The sequence below is a fragment of the Brevibacterium sp. CFH 10365 genome (assembly GCF_009299785.1).
GTDB classification, from domain to species: Bacteria; Actinomycetota; Actinomycetes; order Actinomycetales; family Brevibacteriaceae; genus Brevibacterium; species Brevibacterium limosum.
In genome coordinates this window covers 50,212-71,605 of record NZ_VIGO01000007.1, presented here as the reverse complement: position 1 = coordinate 71,605, position 21,394 = coordinate 50,212, and the positions used below count along the sequence as shown (strand labels likewise).

General features: G+C 65.4%; 14 protein-coding genes. 10 read left to right on the top strand and 4 right to left on the bottom strand.

Features of this window, described 5'->3' with window-relative positions; genetic code table 11:
• The first annotated feature begins 76 nt into the window (after window positions 1-76).
• The 3 genes from FHG09_RS14905 to FHG09_RS14895 all read left to right on the top strand — a co-directional run bounded on the left by FHG09_RS14905 (window position 77) and on the right by FHG09_RS14895 (window position 8,765).
• Entirely contained in the window at window positions 77-1,135 is a 1,059-nt protein-coding gene (locus FHG09_RS14905; protein ID WP_152348443.1) for a GNAT family N-acetyltransferase, read from the top strand.
• A gap of 209 nt (window positions 1,136-1,344) precedes the next feature.
• A complete protein-coding gene (gene rpoB, locus FHG09_RS14900) occupies window positions 1,345-4,824 on the top strand; it encodes a DNA-directed RNA polymerase subunit beta (RefSeq protein ID WP_152348442.1) in 3,480 nt (1,159 codons plus the stop codon).
• 68 nt (window positions 4,825-4,892) lie between these two features.
• Window positions 4,893-8,765, top strand: a complete 3,873-nt coding sequence (locus FHG09_RS14895) for a DNA-directed RNA polymerase subunit beta' (RefSeq protein ID WP_152348441.1) — start codon at window positions 4,893-4,895, stop codon at window positions 8,763-8,765.
• Between the two features lie 86 nt (window positions 8,766-8,851).
• Here the strand turns inward: FHG09_RS14895 and FHG09_RS14890 are convergent, their stop codons facing one another.
• Both FHG09_RS14890 and FHG09_RS14885 read right to left on the bottom strand, forming a co-directional pair.
• Complete coding sequence (locus FHG09_RS14890) at window positions 8,852-9,877, bottom strand: ATP-dependent 6-phosphofructokinase (RefSeq protein WP_152348440.1); 1,026 nt, start codon at window positions 9,875-9,877, stop codon at window positions 8,852-8,854.
• Window positions 9,874-10,563 (bottom strand): DUF1707 domain-containing protein, encoded by a 690-nt coding sequence (locus FHG09_RS14885; protein WP_152348439.1) that lies wholly within the window; start codon window positions 10,561-10,563, stop codon window positions 9,874-9,876. Before FHG09_RS14885 ends, FHG09_RS14890 begins: the two co-directional genes overlap by 4 nt.
• Before the next feature lie 147 nt (window positions 10,564-10,710).
• Here FHG09_RS14885 and FHG09_RS14880 point away from each other — a divergent pair, with 147 nt between their 5' ends.
• The 5 genes from FHG09_RS14880 (at window position 10,711) to FHG09_RS14860 (ending at window position 17,019) form a co-directional block, all read left to right on the top strand.
• A complete protein-coding gene (locus tag FHG09_RS14880) occupies window positions 10,711-11,979 on the top strand; it encodes a glycosyltransferase (RefSeq protein WP_152348438.1) in 1,269 nt (422 codons plus the stop codon).
• Window positions 11,972-14,080, top strand: a complete 2,109-nt coding sequence (locus FHG09_RS14875) for an ArnT family glycosyltransferase (protein WP_152348437.1) — start codon at window positions 11,972-11,974, stop codon at window positions 14,078-14,080. Before FHG09_RS14880 ends, FHG09_RS14875 begins: the two co-directional genes overlap by 8 nt.
• A 16-nt stretch (window positions 14,081-14,096) precedes the next feature.
• Window positions 14,097-14,813: a response regulator transcription factor gene (locus FHG09_RS14870; RefSeq protein ID WP_152348436.1), complete on the top strand. Its 717-nt coding sequence runs from the start codon at window positions 14,097-14,099 to the stop codon at window positions 14,811-14,813.
• A complete protein-coding gene (locus FHG09_RS14865; RefSeq protein WP_152348435.1) occupies window positions 14,810-16,321 on the top strand; it encodes a sensor histidine kinase in 1,512 nt (503 codons plus the stop codon). Before FHG09_RS14870 ends, FHG09_RS14865 begins: the two co-directional genes overlap by 4 nt.
• Window positions 16,322-16,455: 134 nt before the next feature.
• Window positions 16,456-17,019: a hypothetical protein gene (locus FHG09_RS14860; RefSeq protein WP_152348434.1), complete on the top strand. Its 564-nt coding sequence runs from the start codon at window positions 16,456-16,458 to the stop codon at window positions 17,017-17,019.
• Window positions 17,020-17,138: 119 nt separating this feature from the next.
• Here FHG09_RS14860 and katG read toward each other — a convergent pair whose 3' ends face one another.
• Together katG and FHG09_RS14850 are read right to left on the bottom strand one after the other, a co-directional pair.
• Window positions 17,139-19,346, bottom strand: coding sequence for a catalase/peroxidase HPI (gene katG, locus FHG09_RS14855; RefSeq protein WP_152348433.1), 2,208 nt, complete (start codon window positions 19,344-19,346; stop codon window positions 17,139-17,141).
• Window positions 19,347-19,467: 121 nt separating this feature from the next.
• Entirely contained in the window at window positions 19,468-19,944 is a 477-nt protein-coding gene (locus tag FHG09_RS14850; RefSeq protein ID WP_152348432.1) for a Fur family transcriptional regulator, read from the bottom strand.
• A 535-nt stretch (window positions 19,945-20,479) separates the two neighbouring features.
• Here FHG09_RS14850 and rpsL point away from each other — a divergent pair.
• Both rpsL and rpsG read left to right on the top strand, forming a co-directional pair.
• Entirely contained in the window at window positions 20,480-20,854 is a 375-nt protein-coding gene (rpsL, locus tag FHG09_RS14845) for a 30S ribosomal protein S12 (protein ID WP_025777935.1), read from the top strand.
• A complete protein-coding gene (rpsG, locus tag FHG09_RS14840; RefSeq protein WP_039206341.1) occupies window positions 20,854-21,324 on the top strand; it encodes a 30S ribosomal protein S7 in 471 nt (156 codons plus the stop codon). The genes rpsL and rpsG overlap by 1 nt, the downstream gene beginning before the upstream one ends.
• Window positions 21,325-21,394: the final 70 nt, after the last annotated feature.

The window sequence follows — 21,394 nt, the reverse complement described above, 5'->3', positions numbered from 1 at the left end:
GCGACGAAGCGCACGACGGTCCGTCTGCGGCCCGCCCGGCGATGCCGTCGAGTGAGGGAAGGCGCGGAGGACCCGGATGGAGATCACGCGGATACGCGCGGGCACGCGGGCTCCTGCCGATATCGATGCGATTCTGCCTGAGATCCTCGCCTTCGACCTCGAGATCAATCGGGCAGCGGGGCTGGAGGAGGACTTCGATCCGATTCCCGACGAGGTGCGTCACTCACTGACCAGCACGAGCGAGTACCGGACATCCGTGATCTGGCTCGGCCGCATCGACGGGGCGGTCGTGGCCAAAGGCGTGGCCGAACTCCGCCTGGACAGCGACACCGACACCGCGGAGGTCTGGACCGGCGTGCACCCGGACCACCGCCGTCGCGGACTGGGTGCCGCACTGCTGACGGTCATGGAGAACGATCTGCGGGCAAAGGGCCGGTCAGCGCTGTCGAGCTACTGTGAGATTCCGCAGTCTGTCAGGAATGCCGATCTGCGCGGTGCCCATCTGGCCGCCGAGACCGGTGCGGGGTCCCTGCCGGTCGCTCTGCCCGAGGTGTCTTTCCTCAGCAGCCGCTGCTACGGGCTCGCTCAGATCGAACGGTGCTCGGTCGCACCGACCGCAGCCGCAGCCGAACTCGACCTCGGCACAGACGCCGACGACTACGTCATCGAGACATGGCGAGGGCCGGTCCCGGAACATCGGCAGGAGCACATCGCTCTGCTCAAGCGTCGGCTGAGCACCGACGTGCCGGGAGCGGCGAAGTTCGGGGGAGAGGAGAGCTGGGACGGAGAGCGCGTGAGGGCCCTCGACGCAGAGAAGAAGGCGAAGGGCGAATCCATGGCCACGGCACTCGCCCTCCTCGGCGGGGAGCCGGCAGGGTACACGCAGGTCGGGCACTCGACCGACAGGCCGACCGTGGGGTGGCAGGGCGGAACCTTGGTGCTGAGGGAGCATCGCGGGCACCGCCTCGGTGCGCGTCTCAAGGTCGCCAATCATCGCAGCCTCGCGGCGAACTCGGCGGTCGAGCGCATCTACACGTGGAATGCGGTGGAGAACAGGTGGATGCTGGCGATCAACGATCAGGCGGGATTCGCCACCTGGGCGTGGGTGGGACTGTGGACGAAGAGCCTGCGCTGAAACCGTCTTGCGAGACTTGACCAGATGCTATAAGCTTGATATTTGCATCGTTCTGCCTGTGGTGTGCCTTCATATAGCGGTGGGCACAGCATTTCCACTCAAGTGAACCATGCCGACGCCGGGAGTCGAAATCCGACACACCCCGTGGACGTCGCCGGAGCGAGTGGGCAGACGAAGTATCAGATGGTGAAGCACTCGGAAGGAACCAATTGGCCGCCGCCAACGACAACACCAGGACCGCTAATCCCCCCAAGAGAATTTCCTTCGCGAAGATTCGCGAGCCCCTCGAGGTTCCCGATCTGCTCGGTCTGCAGACGGACAGCTTCGACTGGCTGATCGGATCGGAGGCGTGGCAGGACCGCGTCGCCGAGGCCATCGAGATCGGGGACGACTCCGTCGCAACCACCTCGGGCCTCGAAGACATCTTCGAAGAGATCTCGCCGATCGAAGACTTCGGCGGATCCATGTCGCTGTCGTTCCGCGAGCACCGGTTCGAAGCTCCCAAGTACTCGATCGATGAGTGCAAGGAACGCGATATGACCTACTCGGCGCCGCTGTACGTCACCGCCGAGTTCATGAACAACAACACGGGCGAGATCAAGAGCCAGACCGTGTTCATGGGTGACTTCCCCCTCATGACCGACAAGGGCACGTTCATCGTCAACGGCACCGAGCGTGTCGTCGTCTCCCAGCTCGTGCGTTCGCCCGGCGCCTACTTCGAATCCAGCGTCGACAAGACCACGGACAAGGACATCTTCACTGCGAAGATCATCCCGTCCCGCGGTGCCTGGCTGGAGTTCGAGGTCGACAAGCGCGACCAGGTCGGCGTTCGCCTCGACCGCAAGCGCAAGCAGTCCGTGACCGTTCTGCTCAAGGCCCTCGGCTGGTCCGAAGCGAAGATCCTCGAAGAGTTCGGCGAGTTCGAGTCGATCCGCGAGACGATGGCCAAGGACACCGTCACCACGCAGGACGAAGCGCTGCTCGACATCTACAAGAAGCTGCGCCCGGCAGAGCCCGCGACCGCTGAAGCCGCCCGCAACCTGCTCAACAACCTGTACTTCAACCCGAAGCGCTACGACCTTGCCAAGGTCGGCCGCTACAAGGTCAATCGCAAGCTCGGCGTCGAAGCCCCGCTGTCGGACTCGGTGCTCTCCACCGACGACGTCGTCGCCACCATCCGCTACCTCGTGTCGCTGCACGCCGGAGTGGACACCGCCAAGGGCACCCGCGACGGCGAAGAGGTCGAGATCAGCGTCAAGCTCGACGACATCGATCACTTCGGCAACCGCCGCATCCGCGCCGTCGGTGAGCTCATCGAGAACCAGATCCGCACCGGTCTGTCCCGCATGGAGCGCGTCGTGCGCGAGCGCATGACGACTCAGGACGTCGAAGCGATCACGCCGCAGACCCTGATCAACATCCGCCCCGTGGTGGCTGCGATCAAGGAGTTCTTCGGCACCTCGCAGCTCTCGCAGTTCATGGATCAGAACAACCCGCTCGCGGGCCTGACCCACAAGCGCCGTCTCTCCGCACTGGGACCGGGTGGTCTCTCGCGTGACCGTGCCGCCATGGAAGTCCGTGACGTGCACCCCTCGCACTACGGCCGCATGTGCCCGATCGAGACCCCCGAAGGTCCGAACATCGGTCTGATCGGTTCGCTGGCGTCCTACGCCCGCATCAACCCCTTCGGCTTCATCGAGACGCCGTACCGCAAGGTCGTCGACGGAGTCGTGACCGATGAGACGCAGTACCTGACCGCCGATGACGAACTCGAGTTCAACATCGCCCAGGCCAATGCGCCGCTGACCGAGGACCAGCGTTTCGCCGAGGTCGAGGTCCTGGCCCGTCCGAAGGGCGGCGGCGGTGAGGCCGAACTGGTCCAGCACGACCAGATCGACTTCATGGACGTCTCCGCACGGCAGATGGTGTCAGTGGCTTCTGCGCTGATCCCGTTCCTCGAGCACGACGACGCCAACCGCGCCCTCATGGGTGCGAACATGCAGCGTCAGGCCGTGCCGCTGGTGATGGCCGAATCCCCCGTCGTGGGCACCGGCATGGAATACCGTGCCGCCGTTGACGCCGGCGATGTCATCACCGCTGAGAAGTCCGGTGTCATCACCGAGGTCTCGGCCGACTTCGTCACCGTCCTCGCCGACGACGGAACCCAGCTGACCTACAAGGCTGCGAAGTTCAAGCGTTCGAACCACGGCACTTCGTACAACCAGCGCATCCTCGTCGACGAAGGCGACCGCGTCGAAGCCGGCACCGTCCTCGCCGACGGACCGTCCACCGAGAACGGTGAGATGGCTCTGGGCAAGAACCTCCTCGTGGCGTTCATGTCCTGGGAAGGCTACAACTACGAGGATGCGATCATCCTCTCCCAGCGCCTCGTCCAGGACGATGTGCTCTCCTCGATCCACATCGAGGAGCACGAGGTCGATGCCCGCGACACCAAGCTCGGTGCCGAAGAGATCACCCGGGACATCCCGAACATCTCGCCCGATGCGCTGGCCGACCTCGACGATCGTGGAATCATCCGCATCGGCGCTGAAGTCACCGATGGCGACATCCTCGTCGGCAAGGTCACCCCGAAGGGTGAGACCGAGCTGACCCCGGAGGAGCGCCTGCTGCGCGCGATCTTCGGCGAGAAGTCCCGCGAGGTCCGCGACACCTCGCTGCGCGTTCCCCACGGCGAGATCGGCACCGTCATCGGCGTGCGCGTCTTCGACCGGGAGGACGACGACGAGCTCTCGCCCGGTGTCAACCAGATGGTCCGCGTCTACGTGGCGCAGCGCCGTAAGATCACCATCGGTGACAAGATGGCCGGTCGTCACGGCAACAAGGGCGTCATCTCGACGATTCTGCCGGTCGAGGACATGCCGTTCCTCGCCGACGGCACCCCTGTCGACGTCATCCTCAACCCGCACGGTGTTCCCCGTCGTATGAACATCGGCCAGGTCTTCGAAGTCCACCTCGGATGGATCTCGAAGCAGGGCTGGAAGATCGAGGGCAGCCCCGAGTGGGCCGCCGAGCTGCCCGAGGCCGCTCGCGAAGCGGAGGCCGGCACCAACCTGGCCACCCCGGTCTTCGACGGTGCGCACGAGCAGGAGCTGCGCGGACTGCTGGATTCGACGACCCCGAACCGCGATGGGGACCGCCTCATCGACTCCTCGGGCAAGGCCCAGCTGTTCGACGGCCGCTCGGGTGAGCCGTTCCCGTACCCGATCTCGGTCGGCTACATGTACATGCTCAAGCTCCACCACCTCGTCGACGACAAGATCCACGCGCGTTCGACCGGACCGTACTCGATGATCACCCAGCAGCCGCTCGGTGGTAAGGCTCAGTTCGGTGGTCAGCGCTTCGGTGAGATGGAAGTCTGGGCCCTCGAGGCCTACGGCGCCGCCTACACCCTGCAGGAGCTTCTGACGATCAAGTCCGATGACATTCCGGGCCGTGTGAAGGTCTACGAAGCCATCGTCAAGGGTGAGAACCTGCCCGATCCGGGAATCCCCGAGTCGTTCAAGGTCCTCATCAAGGAGATGCAGTCCCTGTGCCTCAACGTCGAAGTCCTGTCTTCCGACGGAGGCCATGTCGAGATGGGCGAATCGGAGGACGAGGTCTACCGTGCCGCCGAGGAACTCGGCATCGACCTCTCCCGCCGCGAAGCACAGACCGTAGAAGAAGTCTGAGGACTTCCACTTCAACCGACACAACTTTTTGATGAACGATTCGTTCATCGCCAGGAAAGAGGATTTACGTGCCTGACGTCAATTTCTTTGATGAACTGCGCATCGGTCTTGCCACCACGGAGAACATCCGCGGCTGGTCACACGGTGAGGTGAAAAAGCCTGAGACCATCAACTACCGCACCCTGAAGCCGGAGAAGGACGGACTCTTCTGCGAGAAGATCTTCGGACCCACCCGCGACTGGGAGTGCGCCTGCGGAAAGTACAAGCGAGTCCGCTTCAAGGGCATCATCTGCGAACGCTGCGGCGTCGAGGTGACCCGTGCCAAGGTGCGTCGTGAGCGGATGGGCCACCTCGAGCTCGCCGCTCCCGTGACCCACATCTGGTACTTCAAGGGTGTGCCCTCACGTCTGGGCTACCTGCTGGACCTGGCTCCGAAGGACCTCGAGAAGGTCATCTACTTCGCGGCCTACATGATCACCTCGGTCGACGAGGACTCCCGTCACCGCGATCTGCCCAGCCTGCAGAACAAGATCGACGTCGAGAAGCAGCAGATCGGCACCCGCCGTGACGCCGATATCGATCGTCGTGCCAAGAAGCTCGAAGAGGATCTCGCCGCACTCGAGGCCGACGGCGGAACCGCCCAGGCCAAGAAGAAGCTGCGCGACACCGCCGAGAAGGAAATGGACAAGCTGCGCAAGAACGCCGACCGCGAGGTCGACCGTATCGAGCAGGTGTGGGACCGGTTCAAGAACCTCAAGGTCAACGACCTCGAAGGTGACGAGAGCCTGTACCGCGAGATGTTCCACCGTTTCGGCCTGTACTTCACCGGTGCCATGGGCGCCGAAGCCATCCAGAAGCGCCTCATCGACTTCGACCTCGAAGCCGAAGCCGAGAAGCTGCGTGAGCTCATCGCCACCGGCAAGGGACAGCGCAAGACCCGTGCACTCAAGCGCCTCAAGGTCGTCAACGCGTTCCTGACCACCGACAACAACCCTGAGGGCATGGTCCTCGACGTCGTCCCGGTGATCCCGCCGGAACTGCGCCCGATGGTGCAGCTCGATGGCGGACGCTTCGCGACCTCGGACCTCAACGACCTCTACCGTCGTGTCATCAACCGCAACAACCGCCTCAAGCGTCTGCTCGACCTCGGTGCTCCCGAGATCATCGTCAACAACGAGAAGCGGATGCTGCAGGAGGCCGTGGACTCGCTGTTCGACAACGGACGTCGCGGACGTCCGGTGACCGGACCGGGCAACCGTCCGCTCAAGTCGCTGTCGGACATGCTCAAGGGCAAGCAGGGACGTTTCCGTCAGAACCTGCTCGGAAAGCGTGTGGACTACTCGGGCCGTTCGGTCATCGTCGTCGGTCCGCAGCTGCACCTGCACCAGTGCGGTCTGCCCAAGACCATGGCCCTGGAGCTGTTCAAGCCCTTCGTGATGAAGCGTCTGGTCGATCTCAACCACGCTCAGAACATCAAGTCGGCCAAGCGCATGGTCGAGCGTCAGCACCCGCAGGTGTGGGATGTCCTCGAAGAGGTCATCACCGAACACCCGGTGCTGCTCAACCGTGCACCGACCCTGCACCGTCTGGGCATCCAGGCGTTCGAGCCGCAGCTCATCGAGGGTAAGGCCATCCAGCTGCACCCGCTCGTCTGCTCGGCGTTCAACGCTGACTTCGACGGTGACCAGATGGCCGTGCACCTGCCGTTGAGCCCCGAGGCGCAGGCCGAGGCCCGCATCCTCATGCTCTCGGCCAACAACATTCTCAAGCCCTCGGACGGCAAGCCCGTGACCATGCCTTCGCAGGATATGATCATCGGTCTGTTCCACCTCACCTCCGAGCGCAAGGGACTGGCCGGCGACGGACGCGCATTCTCCGGAATGGGCGAAGCCATCATGGCCTTCGACCGTGGAGAGCTCGACCTCGGTTCGCCGATCACCATCCGCTTGGAGGACGTCGTTCCCGGTGCGGACATGGAGGTTCCCGAAGGCTGGGAGGCAGGCGATCCGCTGGACGTGCAGACCACTCTGGGCCGCGCACAGTTCAACGAGTACCTGCCTGCCGACTACTCGTTCGTGAACTCGACGATCGACAAGAAGGCTCTGAGCCGGATCGTCAACCACCTGGCCGAGGAGTACCCGAAGGTCGAGGTCGCACACACGCTGGACAACTTCAAGGCCGGCGGCTTCTACTGGGCCACACGCTCGGGCATCACCATTGCGATGTCGGACGTCGTCTCACCCGAGGCGAAGACCGAGATCATCGATGATGCCGAAGCCATCGATACGAAGGTCCAGCAGCAGTACGAACTCGGAGCACTGACCGACGACGAGCGCCGCAACGAGCTCGTCAAGCTGTGGACCGAGACGACCGAGAAGGTCGACCAGATCATGCGCACGAACTTCCCCGAAGAGAACTCGGTGCTGCGTCTGGTCGAGTCCGGTGCGTCCGGCAACTGGATGCAGGTGCGTCAGCTGGCCGGTATGCGTGGTCTGGTGACGAACCCGCAGGGTGAGATCATCCCGCGCCCGATCGTGTCGAACTACCGTGAGGGACTCGCAGTCCTCGAGTACTTCATCGCCTCGCACGGTGCTCGTAAGGGTCTGGCCGACACCGCTCTGCGTACCGCCGACTCCGGTTATCTGACCCGTCGTCTCGTCGACGTCTCGCAGGATGTCATCATCCGCGCCGCAGAAGCCGAGTCGAACAAGGGCATCACCCTGCCGATCGCCGAACGCGATCACGAGGGCAACCTGGTTCCGCACGAGTACGCCGAGACCAGCGTGTACGGCCGTCTCTCCGTCTCCGACGTCACCGACGCCGAGGGCAATGTGCTCCTGCCGGCGAAGTCCGATGTCACCGGCGCTGTGGTGGACATGCTCGTGGCCAACGGCATCGAGGAGCTCAAGGTCCACTCCGTGCTCACCGCGGACTCCGATGCGCAGATCTCCGCCGAGCACTACGGTCGCTCGATGGCGACCGGCCAGCTCGTCGACATCGGCGAGGCCATCGGCACCGTCGCTGCCCAGTCGATCGGTGAGCCCGGCACCCAGCTGACGATGCGTACGTTCCACACCGGTGGTGCGGCCGCATCATCGGGTGATATCACGCAGGGTCTGCCGCGTGTGACCGAGCTCTTCGAAGCTCGCACACCGAAGGGCTTCGCCCCCATCGCCGAGGCGACCGGACGGGCCAAGATCGACGACAGCCGCAAGACCCGCTTCGTCATCATCACCCCCGACGACGGCAGCGAAGAGATCGAGCACGCAGTGTCCAAGCGTGCCCGTCTCATGGTCGAGGACGGCCAGCACGTCAAGGCCGGAGAGCAGCTCATCGTCGGTGCTGTCGATCCGAAGCAGGTGCTGCGCATCCGCGGTCGCCGTGAGGCCGAGCGCTTCCTCGTCGAGGAAGTCCAGAAGGTCTACCGTTCCCAGGGTGTGGGCATCCACGACAAGCACATCGAGGTCATCGTGCGGCAGATGCTGCGTCGCGTGACCGTGATCGAGTCGGGCGATACGAACCTGCTGCCCGGCGAGCTCGTCGACCGTGGCCGCTACCAGGCGGAGAACCGCCGTGTGGTCGCCGAAGGCGGCCAGCCGGCATCGGCTCGTGACGAGCTGATGGGCATCACGAAGGCTTCGCTGGCCACCGAGTCGTGGCTGTCGGCCGCGTCCTTCCAGGAGACCACCCGCGTCCTCACCGAGGCGGCCATGGAAGGCAAGTCGGATACGCTCATGGGTCTGAAGGAGAACGTCATCCTCGGTAAGCTCATCCCTGCCGGCACCGGACTGCAGACCCACCGCAACCTCGTGGTGGAGCCGACAGAAGAGGCCAAGGCAGAGATGTTCACGAACAGCTACGGCGACTTCTACGCGGGCATCGGGGCCGATTCCGGTTCCGCCATCCCGCTGGAGGACTACGACTACGGAGCGTTCAGCTGATCTGCTGATCCGTCAGCCGTAAGGCAGACATGAGGGGCATCCACCATTCGGTGGGTGCCCCTTCTGCATGTCTCGGCAGGTCGGTCCTAGCCGAAGAGCACCTGAGCCTCGTCCCAGCGGTGCAGCGGCACCGATTTGAGGCTGTGCACGGCCGAGGACATCTCGACGGAGACGATGTCCGTGCCTTTGAGACTCGCCATCTTCCCCCAATGACCGTGCTGGGCGAGGTCGACGGCAGCCATGCCCAGCCGGGTGGACAGCACACGGTCGTACGCGGTGGGGGACCCGCCTCGCTGCAGGTGTCCGAGGATGGTGGCCCGGGATTCGATTCCGGTGATCTCTTCGATCTTCGGTGCGAGGTAGTTCGCGATGCCGCCGAGGCGGACGCGGCCCTGGTTGTCGACGCCGTGGTCGGCGACCTGGGAGTCGAAGCCTTCGGGAACGAATCCTTCGGCGACGACGACGATCGGGGCGCGACCGCGTTCTCTGGCCGAGGTCACCCAGTCGGCGATCTGGTCGAAGGAGACGGGGAATTCGGGCATGAGGATCGCATGGGCGCCGGCGGCCATGCCGGCGTGCAGAGCGATCCACCCGACGTTGCGGCCCATGACCTCGATGACCATGCAGCGGTGGTGGGATTCGGCTGTGGTGCGCAGACGGTCGATCGCTTCGGTGGCGATGGACTGGGCGGTGTCGAAGCCGAAGGTGTAGTCGGTGTTGCCGAGGTCGTTGTCGATGGTCTTGGGCACGCCGACGATGTGCAGACCCTCCTCGTTGACCAGTCTGGAAGCGCCGGCGAGGGTGCCTTCGCCGCCGATGGCGATGAGCGAATCGATGCCGTGGGCGGCCATGACCTCGCGCATGCGTTCGGGACCGCCGTCCTCATAGGGGTGGGTGCGGGAGGTGCCGAGGATGGTGCCGCCGCGACCGGAGAGGCCCCGGACATCGAGCATCGTCATATCGAACATGTCGTCGTGGAGCAGACCCCGCCAGCCATCGCGGATGCCGACGAACGAGGCGTTGTGAGTGCGGATTCCCTTGCGGACGATTCCGCGGATGACAGCGTTGAGGCCCGGGCAGTCTCCGCCCGACGTGAGTACACCGATCTTCATTCCAGTTGACCCTGATCCTTTGCTCGGTAGCCTTTTGCCAGCCGGACGTCATGTCCGGCCATGAGTGAGAAACCTCTGAGGACGACGGTGCCGTTCGAACCGTCGCCCTGGGCAGAACGCCGGATCTCGTTCCCGGCCATGATGTTGATCGTCTCGTCACGGATGTGCACGCCCGGCGGGACGTAGATGCTGTTGCCGGCCCACATCGCATAGGCGTTGAGCACGATCGTCACCTCGGGTCCCATGACATCGCAGAGGTCGATATCGTCTCCGCCCATGAGGGAGTAGCTCGTGACTTCGGCCGTGCCGGGCCGGACATCGATCTGGCGTCCGGACATGATGGCCACGGAGCTCATCGGCGGGGCCGACCCCGGATCCGCGGCAGGACTGAGCTCTGCGGCACCGCGGCGCTGCAGCTGCGCACCGGGAGCGGCCGGACCGCTTCCCTGACCGGTCTGCCGGGCGAATCTGCGGTGGAGTGCCGCACCTTCGGGAAGATCGTCGAGGAGGGGCAGCAGTTCGTCGATGAACTTCGCAGAGATGGCAGCGTCCTGGCGCTGCGCGGTCTCCTCGGGGTCGAGGCGTCCGTTCGTCACCGCCTCGGTGATGACGGAGAGAACCTCGTCACGGTCCTTGTCGGAGGCACGGATCCGGCGCTGTGGGGCAGGGGAGTCATCATCGGCCATGGCCCCCAGTGTAGCGGGATTCACCTGCACAGACCGGGCGGCCCGGTGAGGCGGTCGGACAGGGCGGTCCGGTGGGTCGCTATGTCCACAGCCGGGCCACAGGTGCGACCGATGCTGGGCCTAAGCGGGGACGCGAATGTGGACTCCATGAGATACGAGAACAGCGCCGGGAACCAGCCCGCAGCACCCCCACGGCCCCCGTCCCTCCGGCCGACCACGACCGTCGACCTCGTCGTCCCGGTGTATGACGAGGAGGTGACTCTGGCTTCCTCCATCGAGACCCTCCTCGCCGCCGACACCGGCCCCGGAACCGAGGTCACGATCATCATCGCCGACAATGCGAGCACCGATTCGACCCCGCGCATCGCCGCAGCTCTTGCGGCCGTGCACCCGAACGTCGAATACGTGCGGCTCGAGCAGAAGGGGCGCGGCCGCGCACTGTCCGGGGTGTGGCAGTCCTCGACTGCGGACATCGTGGCCTATACGGATGTCGACCTCGCCACGGACATCAGAGTCCTCGAACCGATGGTCGAGGTGATCCGCTCCGGGCTGGCCGATGTGGCCGTCGCCTCTCGTCTGCAGCCCGGTCTCGAGATCGAACGCGGAATCAGACGCGAGATCATCTCTCGCTGTTACAACCGACTGCTCAAGCTCAGCCTCGGAGTCGGCTTCAGCGATGCCCAATGCGGGTTCAAGGCGATGTCAGCGCGTGCGGCACGGGAGCTGCTGCCGCTCGTGGAGGACACCGAGTGGTTCTTCGACACGGAGCTGCTCGCTCGTGCCGAATGGTCCGGGTACCGCATCCACGAGTTCGGCACCGACTGGATCGACGATCCCGATTCCTCCGTCGACGTCATCGGCACGGCGTGGAAGGACATCAAAGGCATCGTCCGCCTGCGCAAGGAGGACCGGGCCCGGGCCTCGGCCGAGCCGCCGGCACCGAACACGGGTGCTCAGATCCTCCACTTCATCGACGTCGGAATCATCAGCACCGTCCTCTACGCGACGATCTTCCTCTTCGGCTCCCAGGTCGTCTCCGCCGTCACGGCGAACATCATCGCCCTGCTCCTGTCGACGGTGGCCAATACGGCGCTCAACCGCAGCCACACCTTCGGAGTGCGCTCACCGCATCGGCGGGCGACCTCCCAACTGAAGGGTCTGGCGGCCTTCGGACTGTGTCTGGCCTTCACCACTGCAGGGCTGGAGGTGGCCGATGGGTTCACCGGTGCGTGGGCGAACCTCGGCACACTCGCCGTGCTCACCGTGGCGAACCTCGCCGCCACCGTGGTCCGCTTCGTGCTCATGCGCACCTGGGTGTTCGCGCGGGGAACCCGACTGAGCGCGTCGCCCGCTGACAGGCCGGCGGCGACGTCCAGATCCGGGCGCCTCGCGGAGGCAGGGTCCGACCATGACTGAGACCCGCACGTCACCGACCCCCGAGCGATCCCACACGACCAGACTCCGACGCAGCTGGTATCCGGCGGCACTGACCGTCCTCACCCTCGGCACCATAGCTGCCTACCTCGTCAACCTCAGCGCGAACGGGTGGGCGAACTCCTTCTACGCGGCGGCCGTCCAGGCCGGCTCGGAGGACTGGGAGGCCTTCCTCTTCGGCTCCCTCGACTCGGCGAACGCGATCACCGTCGACAAACCCCCGGCAGCTCTGTGGCTGATGGCGCTGAGCGCCCGCGTCTTCGGATTCTCATCGTTCTCGATGCTGCTGCCGCAGGTTCTTCTGGCCGGAGTCAGCGTGCTGCTCATCGTCCACTCGACGAGGTTGGGCCTGCGCTCCCACGTCGGTACCGGAGTTGAGAGAGCAGCGGCGCTGGGTGCCGGCGCGATCTTCGCGGTCTCCCCGGTCGTGGCGCTCATGTTCCGATTCAACAATCCGGACGCTCTGCTCGTGACCCTGATGATCGGCGCGGTCGTCGCGACCCAGCGCGCCCTGCGAGCGGTGCACGCTCGCCCCAGAGAGAACCCGACCGGGGACGGCCGCTCGGGCACCGCGCGCAGCGTGACACTGTGGCTGATCCTCGCCGGGATCTGCCTCGGTCTGGGGTTCCTCACCAAGCAGTTCCAAGTCCTTCTCATCGTCCCCGGAATCGCTCTCGCCTGGGTGCTCTTCGCCCGAACATCGTGGCCGCGACGTCTGCTGTGGCTGCTCATTCCCATCGCGTCGACCGTGCTCAGCGCCGGCTGGTGGATCGCGCTCGTCGAACTCACCCCCGTGGACTCCCGCCCCTACGTCGGAGGTTCGCAGACGAACTCGTTCCTCGAACTCACTTTCGGCTACAACGGGTTCGGTCGGCTGACCGGCGATGAGACCGGGTCCGTCGGCGGCGGTGGCGGCGGCTGGGGCGAGACGGGGCTGACGCGCCTGTTCACGGGCAGCTTCGGCCAGCAGGTGTCGTGGTTCCTGCCCACCGCGCTCTTCCTCCTCGCCGTCACCGCGGTTCTTCTCATCCTCGCCGAGGCGGCCCGCCGCAGAGTCGCCCCCGCCGTCACCGTCGGCGATGGTTCGGACACGACCGACAGGGGCAGCCTCGGTGCCGCCGTGCTCATCTGGGGCGGCTGGCTCATCATCACAGGGCTCGTCCTGTCGATGATGAATGGAATCGTCCACGAGTACTACACGGTTGCTCTCATCCCCGCGATCGCCGTCGTCATCGGCCTCGGTGTCGGGGTGCTGCTCGACCGGCCCGGTGTCGTCTCGCGACTGCTGCTCGCGGTGGCCTGGGCGCTGACCGGAGCGTGGCAGTTCATCATCAGTTCGTCGATGACCGGTCTCCCGGGGATCCTGCGGTGGAGCGTGCTCATCGTCTCAGTGCTCGGTGCACTGGTGCTCATCGCCACTTCCCAGAGGCGGATCGGTGCGGCAGTCTCCTCGGCGCTCGTCGCGGTCGCCATCATCGGCAGCGCAGCGATTCCCGCACAGCTGAGCGTGCGCACGATCGCCGGGACGACTCAGGGATCGATCGTGACGATCGCAGGCACCGGCTCCGGAATGGGCGGTGGGCCCGGCGGTGGAGGGATGCCGCGCGGCGGCGGTCCCGACGGCGGCGCCGGTCTCCCCGGCGGAGGGGCCGGTCTCCCCGACGGCAGTGCCGAGCGTGCCGGAATCCCCGGCGGCGGTGGAGGCATGGGCGGTCTGCTCAACGGCTCGGAACCGTCGGATGAGCTCATCCAGCGCCTCGATGAGGATGCTTCGGACTACACGTGGGTCGCAGCCACCACGGGAGCCAACCAGGCCGCCGGATATCAGCTCGGCCTCGAAGAGCCGGTGATGGCGATCGGCGGCTTCAACGGCACCGACCCGTCACCGACCCTCGAACAGTTCAAACAGCTCGTGGCCGAGGGCCGGATCCACTACTACATCGGGTCGAGCTCCGGAGGCGGTCAAGGGCCTGGAGGAGCGGACTCCGGATCCTCCTCGGCGCAGATCGCAGCCTGGGTGGAAGCGAACTTCGAATCCACGACTCTCGACTCAGCGACGCTCTACGACCTCAGTGCCGGTTGAGAGGGATAATCGTACTATGACTCCGACAGAGAACCCGCCGGCACGCATCCTCATCGTCGATGACGAAGCGAACCTCGCTGAGCTCCTCGTCATGGCCTGCCGGGTCCGCGGGTGGGACGCCGAGGCGGTCGGCGCGGGCCGTGAGGCGGTGGCCGTGGCCCGAAGCGAGCACTTCGACGCGATCGTCCTCGATGTCATGCTGCCCGACCTCGACGGTTTCGCAGTCATCGAAAAGATCAGGGGCGAGGGCATCGACACCCCGGTGGTCTTCCTCTCCGCTCGGGACGAGGTCGATGACCGGCTCACGGGCCTGCGCCTCGGCGGGGACGACTATGTGACGAAGCCGTTCAACCTCGACGAGGTCATCGCGCGGATCGAGGCCCGTCTGCGGCGCAGCGTGCCGGCGGGGCCGGACGACGACGAGGATGTGCTGCGAGTCGGCGACCTCGAACTCGACGAACGTTCGCATGAAGTCACTCGTGCCGGCCGGCAGATCGAGCTCACGGCTCGCGAATTCGAGGTCCTGCTGCTGTTCATGCGCAACCCGCGGGCGGTCCTGTCGAAGGCGCAGATCCTCGACCGGGTCTGGGACTACGACTTCGGCGGCAACGGAAATATCGTCGAGCTCTACGTGTCCTACCTGCGGAAGAAGATCGACGCACCGTTCCCGGACCTGCCGAACCTCTTCCACACGAAGCGCGGGGCCGGCTACATCCTGCGGGCGGAGCAGTGAAACTGCGACGGTGGCGGCTGCAGACGAGGCTCATCCTCCTCGCCGGACTCGTGCTGCTGCTCGTCGGCACCGGAATCGGCGCCGCCTCGTGGCTGAGCGTGCGCACCTCTCTGATGTCCGACCTCGACGCGCAGCTGACCTCGATGACTTCGCACGCGCGGACCGACGGTCCCGGTGCCGGTCCCGGCGCGGGACCGGGCACCGAATCATCGTCGGCGGTCGATTCGGCTCTGCGATTCCTCTTCCAGCCGGGAGTCGGTGATGGTGCACTCGCCGTCGTCGACTCCGGCAACGGGGGAGAGGGGCTCATCGCCGAGGCGGGGCTGACCCGTCCCCGGTCTCTGTCCTCGGACGCGATCGAAGCCCTCCTGGCCGTCGAACCCGGCGTCAGCGAGACCAGCCACGAATCCGTGCGCGTGCCCGGGTTCGGCGCCTACCGGGTCGTGGTCTTCGAAGACGACGGAGCGAGGACCGTCTATGGGGTTCCGCAGGGCAGCGTCGACGCCGCGTTGGACCGCACCGCCTGGACGACCGCGGTCGTCGTCCTCATCGGCGTCCTCATCACCGCCGGTCTCATGGCCGTGATCATCCACCGCCAGCTGCGCGACCTCAGGGACGTCGCCCGCACTGCCCGCGACGTCACGGACCTTGAGCTCAGTGCCGGCAGACCCGAGCTCGCGCTGCGGGTACCGGCGGAACTCGCCGTTCCCGGGACCGAGGTCGGCGAGGTCGGAGCCGCGGTCAATCGGATGCTCGACCACGTCGGGACCGCTCTCGACGAGCGCTACCGGGGCACGGAGCAGATGCGCCGCTTCGTCGCCGATGCCTCCCATGAGCTGCGCACTCCGATCGCGACGATCCGCGGGTGGGCCGACCTCACCCGACCGTACCGTGAGGATCTGCCCACCGAGGTGACCACTTCCTTGGCGAAGATCGATTCCGGTGCGATGCGGATGTCCACCTTGGTCGATGACCTGCTGCTCCTGGCCCGCCTGGAGGCCGGCAGGCAGCCGGTGAAGGAAGACACGGTCGATGTGTCGGCGGTGCTGGTCGAACTCGTCGAAGATGCCCATGTGGTCAATCCCGACCATTCGCTGATCCTCGATGTGCCGCCGGAGGCTCTCGAGGTGTGTGGTGCTCTCGACCATGTGCGGCGTGTCGTGTCGATCGTGCTGACGAACGCCTGCGTGCACACTCCTCCGGGAACGCGGGTGACTGTCGAAGCCGCGACCGTGCGGAAGGCGGTGGCGGGACAGATCCCCGGTGATGTCGTGGCCATTCGCATCAGCGACGACGGCCCCGGCATCCCGCCGGAGATCCGGGAGACGGTCTTCGACCGATTCGTCCGCGGAGACCCGTCACGGTCGCGTCAGGCAGGAGCCGAGGGCGGGTCATCGGGTCTGGGCCTGGCGATCGCCTCGGGCCTCGTCGAGCTCATGCACGGCAGCATCACCATGTCGAGCTCGGACGACGGCACGGTCTTCGAAATGCGGCTTCCCGCGGCCTGAACGGATGGGCTCTGCGCTCATCAGACTGATGACCGGCAGGGTGCTGAGAAGCCACAGGCTGGCCACAGCGTCGGCTGGGATGGGCTACAGCGGCGGGGCCGACAGTGGACTCACTGTCAACCAGAGGAGATTCCATGACCGAGAACCACCACCCCAACCAGGGCCCCGGCACCGACCACAACCAGATCCCGAGCCAGCACCCGACTGACGGTCCCGATCAGGGACTGGGCCGGCCTCTTGAGCAGAATCCGGTGCAGCCGATATCCGGCTCGCCGACCACGGGCGCGGCCGAACCGAAGCGCCGTGTACCGCTCGTCCCCGCGATACTCGCAGGCTCCGCGCTGTTCATCGTCGGCGGACTGGCCGGAGGTGCGGTCGGGGCATCGGCCGTCATGGTTGCGGACAGCTCCGGAACGAGCCAGGGGCAGGGAGGACAGAACGGTCCGGGAGGAATGGGCGGGCAGACCGGGAACGGCACCCAGCCCGGCGGACACTCCGACGATGGTCAGCCCGGCGGACAATCCGACGGCGCGGGAGTGCCGGGAGGACAGTCGAACGGAGGAGCGCCGAACGGTCAGTCGAACGGCGTGCCCGGTGTCCAGAACGGGACCTCCTCGGCCGGGGTGATCGGGAATGCAGGCGTCACCCATTTCGACCAGATCTTCACCGGATTCGCCGTTCTGGGCAGAGAGGACTGAACGACTCCGGATATGACGATGCCCCCACCGATTCCGGTGGGGGCATCGTTCGCGATCATCCGAGTGCCGCCTCGGCGGGGGAGCGCCGAAGAGTCACCTCACCGAGGGGATCAGCCGAATCAGCGCTTGAGATCGTAGCGATCGGCCTCGATGAGCTTGGTCCAGACCTTGACGAAATCGGCAACGAACTTCTCATTCGCGTCATCGGATCCGTAGACCTCGGCGATGGCGCGCAGTTCGGAGTTCGCACCGAAGAGCAGGTCGACGCGGCTGCCGGTCCACAGCTTCTCTCCGGCAGGTGAGAAGCATTCGTACTCTTCGGCGGTCTCCGAGTCGCCGACCGGCTTCCACGCGTTGCCGAGTTCGAGGAGGTTGACGAAGAAGTCGTTCGTCAGCTCGCCCGGACGATCGGTGAAGACACCGAGCTCGGAGTCTCCGTAGTTGACGCCGAGGACGCGCAGTCCGCCGATGAGCACGGTCAGCTCCGGCGGGGTCAGCCCGAGCAGGCTGGCCTTGTCGAGCAGCAGGTACTCGGCCTTGAGCGGAAGTCCTTCGGTGAGGTAGTTGCGGAAGCCGTCATGAGTCGGCTCGAGGAAGCCGAAGGAATGCACATCGGTCTGTTCCTGAGTGGCGTCCCCACGACCGGTGGACACCGGCACGGTGACCTCATGTCCAGCGGCCTTCGCCGCGGTTTCGACTCCGACGGCACCGGCAATGGCCAGCACATCGGCGAATGAGGCACCGGTCGACTCGGCGATGCCTTCGAGGACGGGAAGCACCTGCGCCAGCTCGGCCGGTTCATTGACGTCCCAGCTGCGCTGCGGCTCGAGGCGGAGACGTCCGCCGTTGATGCCGCCGCGCATATCCGAGACACGGTGGGAGGAGGCAGCGGCCCATGTGGTCGAGACCAGCTGGGACACGGTCAGATCCGAATCGCGAACAGCAGCCTTCACGGCGGCGAGTCCGGCTTCGTCGAGCGGAGTGCCCGCGGGAACCGGATCCTGCCAGATGAGCTCCTCGGTGGGCGCCTCGGGCCCGAGGTAACGCGTGGCCGGTCCCATATCACGGTGGGTGAGCTTGAACCAGGCGCGAGCGAAGGCATCCTCGAAGGCCCTCTGGTCGTCCTTGAAACGACGCGAGATCTCTCCGTAGATCGGGTCGAAGCGCAGGGCCAGATCGGTCGTGAGCATGCGGGGTTCACGACGTCCCGCGCCCTGGGCCATCGGCACCATATCGTCGCCGCCGCCGTCGATGGGACGCCACTGCACGTGACCGCCCTCATTCTCGAAGACCTCCCACTCGTAGGCGAAGAGGATGTGGAAGAACTCGTTGTCCCAGCGTGTGGGGTGGTAGGTCCAGGTGACCTCGATGCCGCTGCCGACTGTGTGGTTGCCCTGACCGGATTCGAAGTCGCTGCGCCAGCCCAGACCCTGCTCTTCGAGGGGAGCCGCCTCGGGATCGGCGCTCTTGTGCGACTCGGGAGCCGCACCATGGGTCTTGCCGAAGGTGTGGCCGCCGGCGATGAGAGCGACGGTCTCCTCATCGTTCATCGCCATCCGGGCGAAGGTCTCACGGATCTCGACCGCCGACTTCAGCGGGTCGGGTTCGCCCTCGGGACCTTCGGGGTTGACGTAGATGAGGCCCATGGTGGTCGCGGCCAGCGGCTTCTGCAGCTCACCGTTGCCGACATAGCGCTTGTCGGTGCCCAGCCATTCGCTCTCCGAACCCCAGTACACATCGTTGTCGGGCTCCCACACGTCGACGCGACCGCCGGCGAAGCCGAAGGGCTTGAAGCCCATCTGCTCGAGAGCGACGTTGCCGGCCAGGATGAACAGATCGGCCCAGGAGATCTTCTTCCCGTACTTCTTCTTCACCGGCCACAGCAGGCGACGCGCCTTGTCCAGCAGGACATTGTCGGGCCACGAGTTCAGGGGAGCGAAGCGCTGCTGGCCCTCTCCGCCTCCGCCGCGGCCGTCCTGGACGCGGTAGGTGCCCGCCGAGTGCCAGGCCATGCGGATCATGAAGGGGCCGTAGTTGCCGAAGTCAGCAGACCACCACTCCTGGTTCTCCTTCTGCAGCGCTTCGATGTCGGCCTTGAGTGCGAAGTAGTCGAGGCTGTTGAACTCCGCGTCGTAATCGAAATCCGGATCCATGGGGTCGCGTGCCGGCTGGCCCTTGGCGAGGATCTTGAGGTTGAGGCGGTTGGGCCACCACTGTGCGTTGGCATCACCCTGGACGGGGTTGACCAGCTGGTCGGAATCCGGCTCCGTCGCCGGCTCCGTGGAAGTGTGGGCGACCGGGCAGCCGCCGGTGGTCGTCTGGGTCATTGTGTTCCTTTCACAGTCGAGCCGCGGTCGACGACTCGGATGACGGGATGGGCCACCCTCGCTAAAAGGGCATACTCGTGTCCTCGGGAGAAGACGGGTGGTGGTGAACGGAAGCCGGGAATCACACGGCCGAGGGCTGACCGCCGCCGGTCGTCTGCGCACCGACATGCGCACAGTCGGGGCACAGACCCCAGAACGTCACTTCAGCCTGTTCGATGACGAAGCCGGCATCGTGAGACGGGGTCAGGCACGGAGCCTGCCCGATCGTGCAGTCGACATCGACGATGAGATTGCACGATCGGCACACCAGATGATGATGGTTGTCACCGATCCGACGCTCGTACCGAGCCACCGAGCCCGAAGGCTGGATGCAGCGGACGAGTCCCACCTCGGTGAGCGTGTGGAGCGAATCATAGACGGCCTGGTGGGAGACCGCCGGCAGCGATTCGCGGACGGAGCCGATGACAGTCTCGGTGTCCGCGTGCGGATGGTCCCGCACGGCATCGAGCACTGCGACCCGCTGTTTCGTCACGCGCAGCGACGTCTGCCGCAGAGCCGCGGCGGCGTCTTCGTCGTGTTCATGCTTCGTCCCGTTCACAGCACCAGAATGCCTGCTTCTTTTGAATCAGTCAAGGAAAGCATCGGCGGGTCCTCGCCGAGGCGGCCGACCGGGACTCAGGGAAGCGCGGCTGACACGCGAGTGCAGTTCGCAGGCGGTCGTGGTGAGCGCCGCCGTTCCGTGATTTCCGAGGCAAAGGGCGTGCCGCGTGATTTCGGCAGCGGGGCGAGGTAGGATCGACGATCGCCATTTTGACCAGACGTGCTCGGGAGAGATATTCTGGTAGGCGACTGATTGTGTTATCTGCGTCGTCGATTGATCCTGCCGGGTGTTCTGTGAGGCCCGGAATCCCTGAGAGAAGTCAACGCTGCAGGCCGCCGAGAAGTCGTTGCTGCGCTTACGTGTCCTTGCGACACACCCGGGCGCAGGGGCCGACGACTCGCGTGGTTACTGGCATCGGGAGCCGAGCTTCACCCGGTGTCCGGTCGGATATGTCCCACGGTTCACAGAGGCGACTGCGGTCGTGGCCGAAATTGGGAATTAGGTCTATCGAGAAGCAAATGGAGAACGCTTAGTGCCGACTATCCAACAGCTCGTCCGCAAGGGACGGCATGTCAATACAGCAGGATCGGACGCTCCTGCCCTCAAGGGCAGCCCGCAGCGTCGTGGAGTGTGCACCCGTGTGTACACCACTACCCCCAAGAAGCCGAACTCGGCTCTTCGCAAGGTCGCTCGTGTCAAGCTTTCGAGCCAGATCGAGGTGACCGCCTACATTCCGGGCGAGGGACACAACCTGCAGGAGCACTCGATCGTGCTCGTGCGCGGTGGCCGCGTCAAGGATCTGCCCGGTGTTCGCTACCGGATCGTCCGCGGTTCGCTCGACACCCAGGGCGTCAAGGGTCGCCAGCAGGCCCGCAGCAAGTACGGTGCGAAGAGGGAGAAGAAGTAATGCCACGTAAAGGTCCTGCACCCAAGCGACCGATCGTCGTTGACCCGGTCTTCAGCTCACCGCTCGTCACGCAGCTGATCAACAAGATCCTGCTCGACGGCAAGCGCTCGACCGCAGAGCGGATCGTCTACGGTGCCCTCGAAGGCACTCGCGAGAAGAACGGCAACGATCCCGTTGTCAACCTGAAGAAGGCTCTCGACAACATCCGTCCGTCCCTCGAGGTCCGTTCCCGCCGTGTCGGCGGCGCGACCTACCAGGTGCCGATCGATGTTCGTCCGGCTCGTTCGACCACCCTGGCTCTGCGGTGGCTCGTGGGATACTCCCGCCAGCGTCGTGAGAAGACCATGACCGAACGACTCATGAATGAGATCCTCGATGCCGGCAACGGTCTCGGTGCAGCAGTCAAGCGCCGCGAGGACACTCACAAGATGGCCGAGTCCAACAAGGCCTTCGCCCACTACCGCTGGTAATCGTCTGTCCTGTGCTCTGGTCGGCGGATCTCGTGCGCGAGTTCTGCCGGCCGGCAGCCCAGGGGAGTCG

Coding starts and splice junctions, on each gene's coding strand:
- FHG09_RS14905 (WP_152348443.1), top strand. CDS start 77: ATGGAGATCACGCGGATACGCGCGGGCACGCGGGCTCCTGCCGATATC.
- FHG09_RS14890 (WP_152348440.1), bottom strand. CDS start 9,877: ATGAAGATCGGTGTACTCACGTCGGGCGGAGACTGCCCGGGCCTCAAC.
- FHG09_RS14885 (WP_152348439.1), bottom strand. CDS start 10,563: ATGGCCGATGATGACTCCCCTGCCCCACAGCGCCGGATCCGTGCCTCC.
- FHG09_RS14880 (WP_152348438.1), top strand. CDS start 10,711: ATGAGATACGAGAACAGCGCCGGGAACCAGCCCGCAGCACCCCCACGG.
- FHG09_RS14875 (WP_152348437.1), top strand. CDS start 11,972: ATGACTGAGACCCGCACGTCACCGACCCCCGAGCGATCCCACACGACC.
- FHG09_RS14870 (WP_152348436.1), top strand. CDS start 14,097: ATGACTCCGACAGAGAACCCGCCGGCACGCATCCTCATCGTCGATGAC.
- FHG09_RS14860 (WP_152348434.1), top strand. CDS start 16,456: ATGACCGAGAACCACCACCCCAACCAGGGCCCCGGCACCGACCACAAC.
- katG (WP_152348433.1), bottom strand. CDS start 19,346: ATGACCCAGACGACCACCGGCGGCTGCCCGGTCGCCCACACTTCCACG.
- rpsG (WP_039206341.1), top strand. CDS start 20,854: ATGCCACGTAAAGGTCCTGCACCCAAGCGACCGATCGTCGTTGACCCG.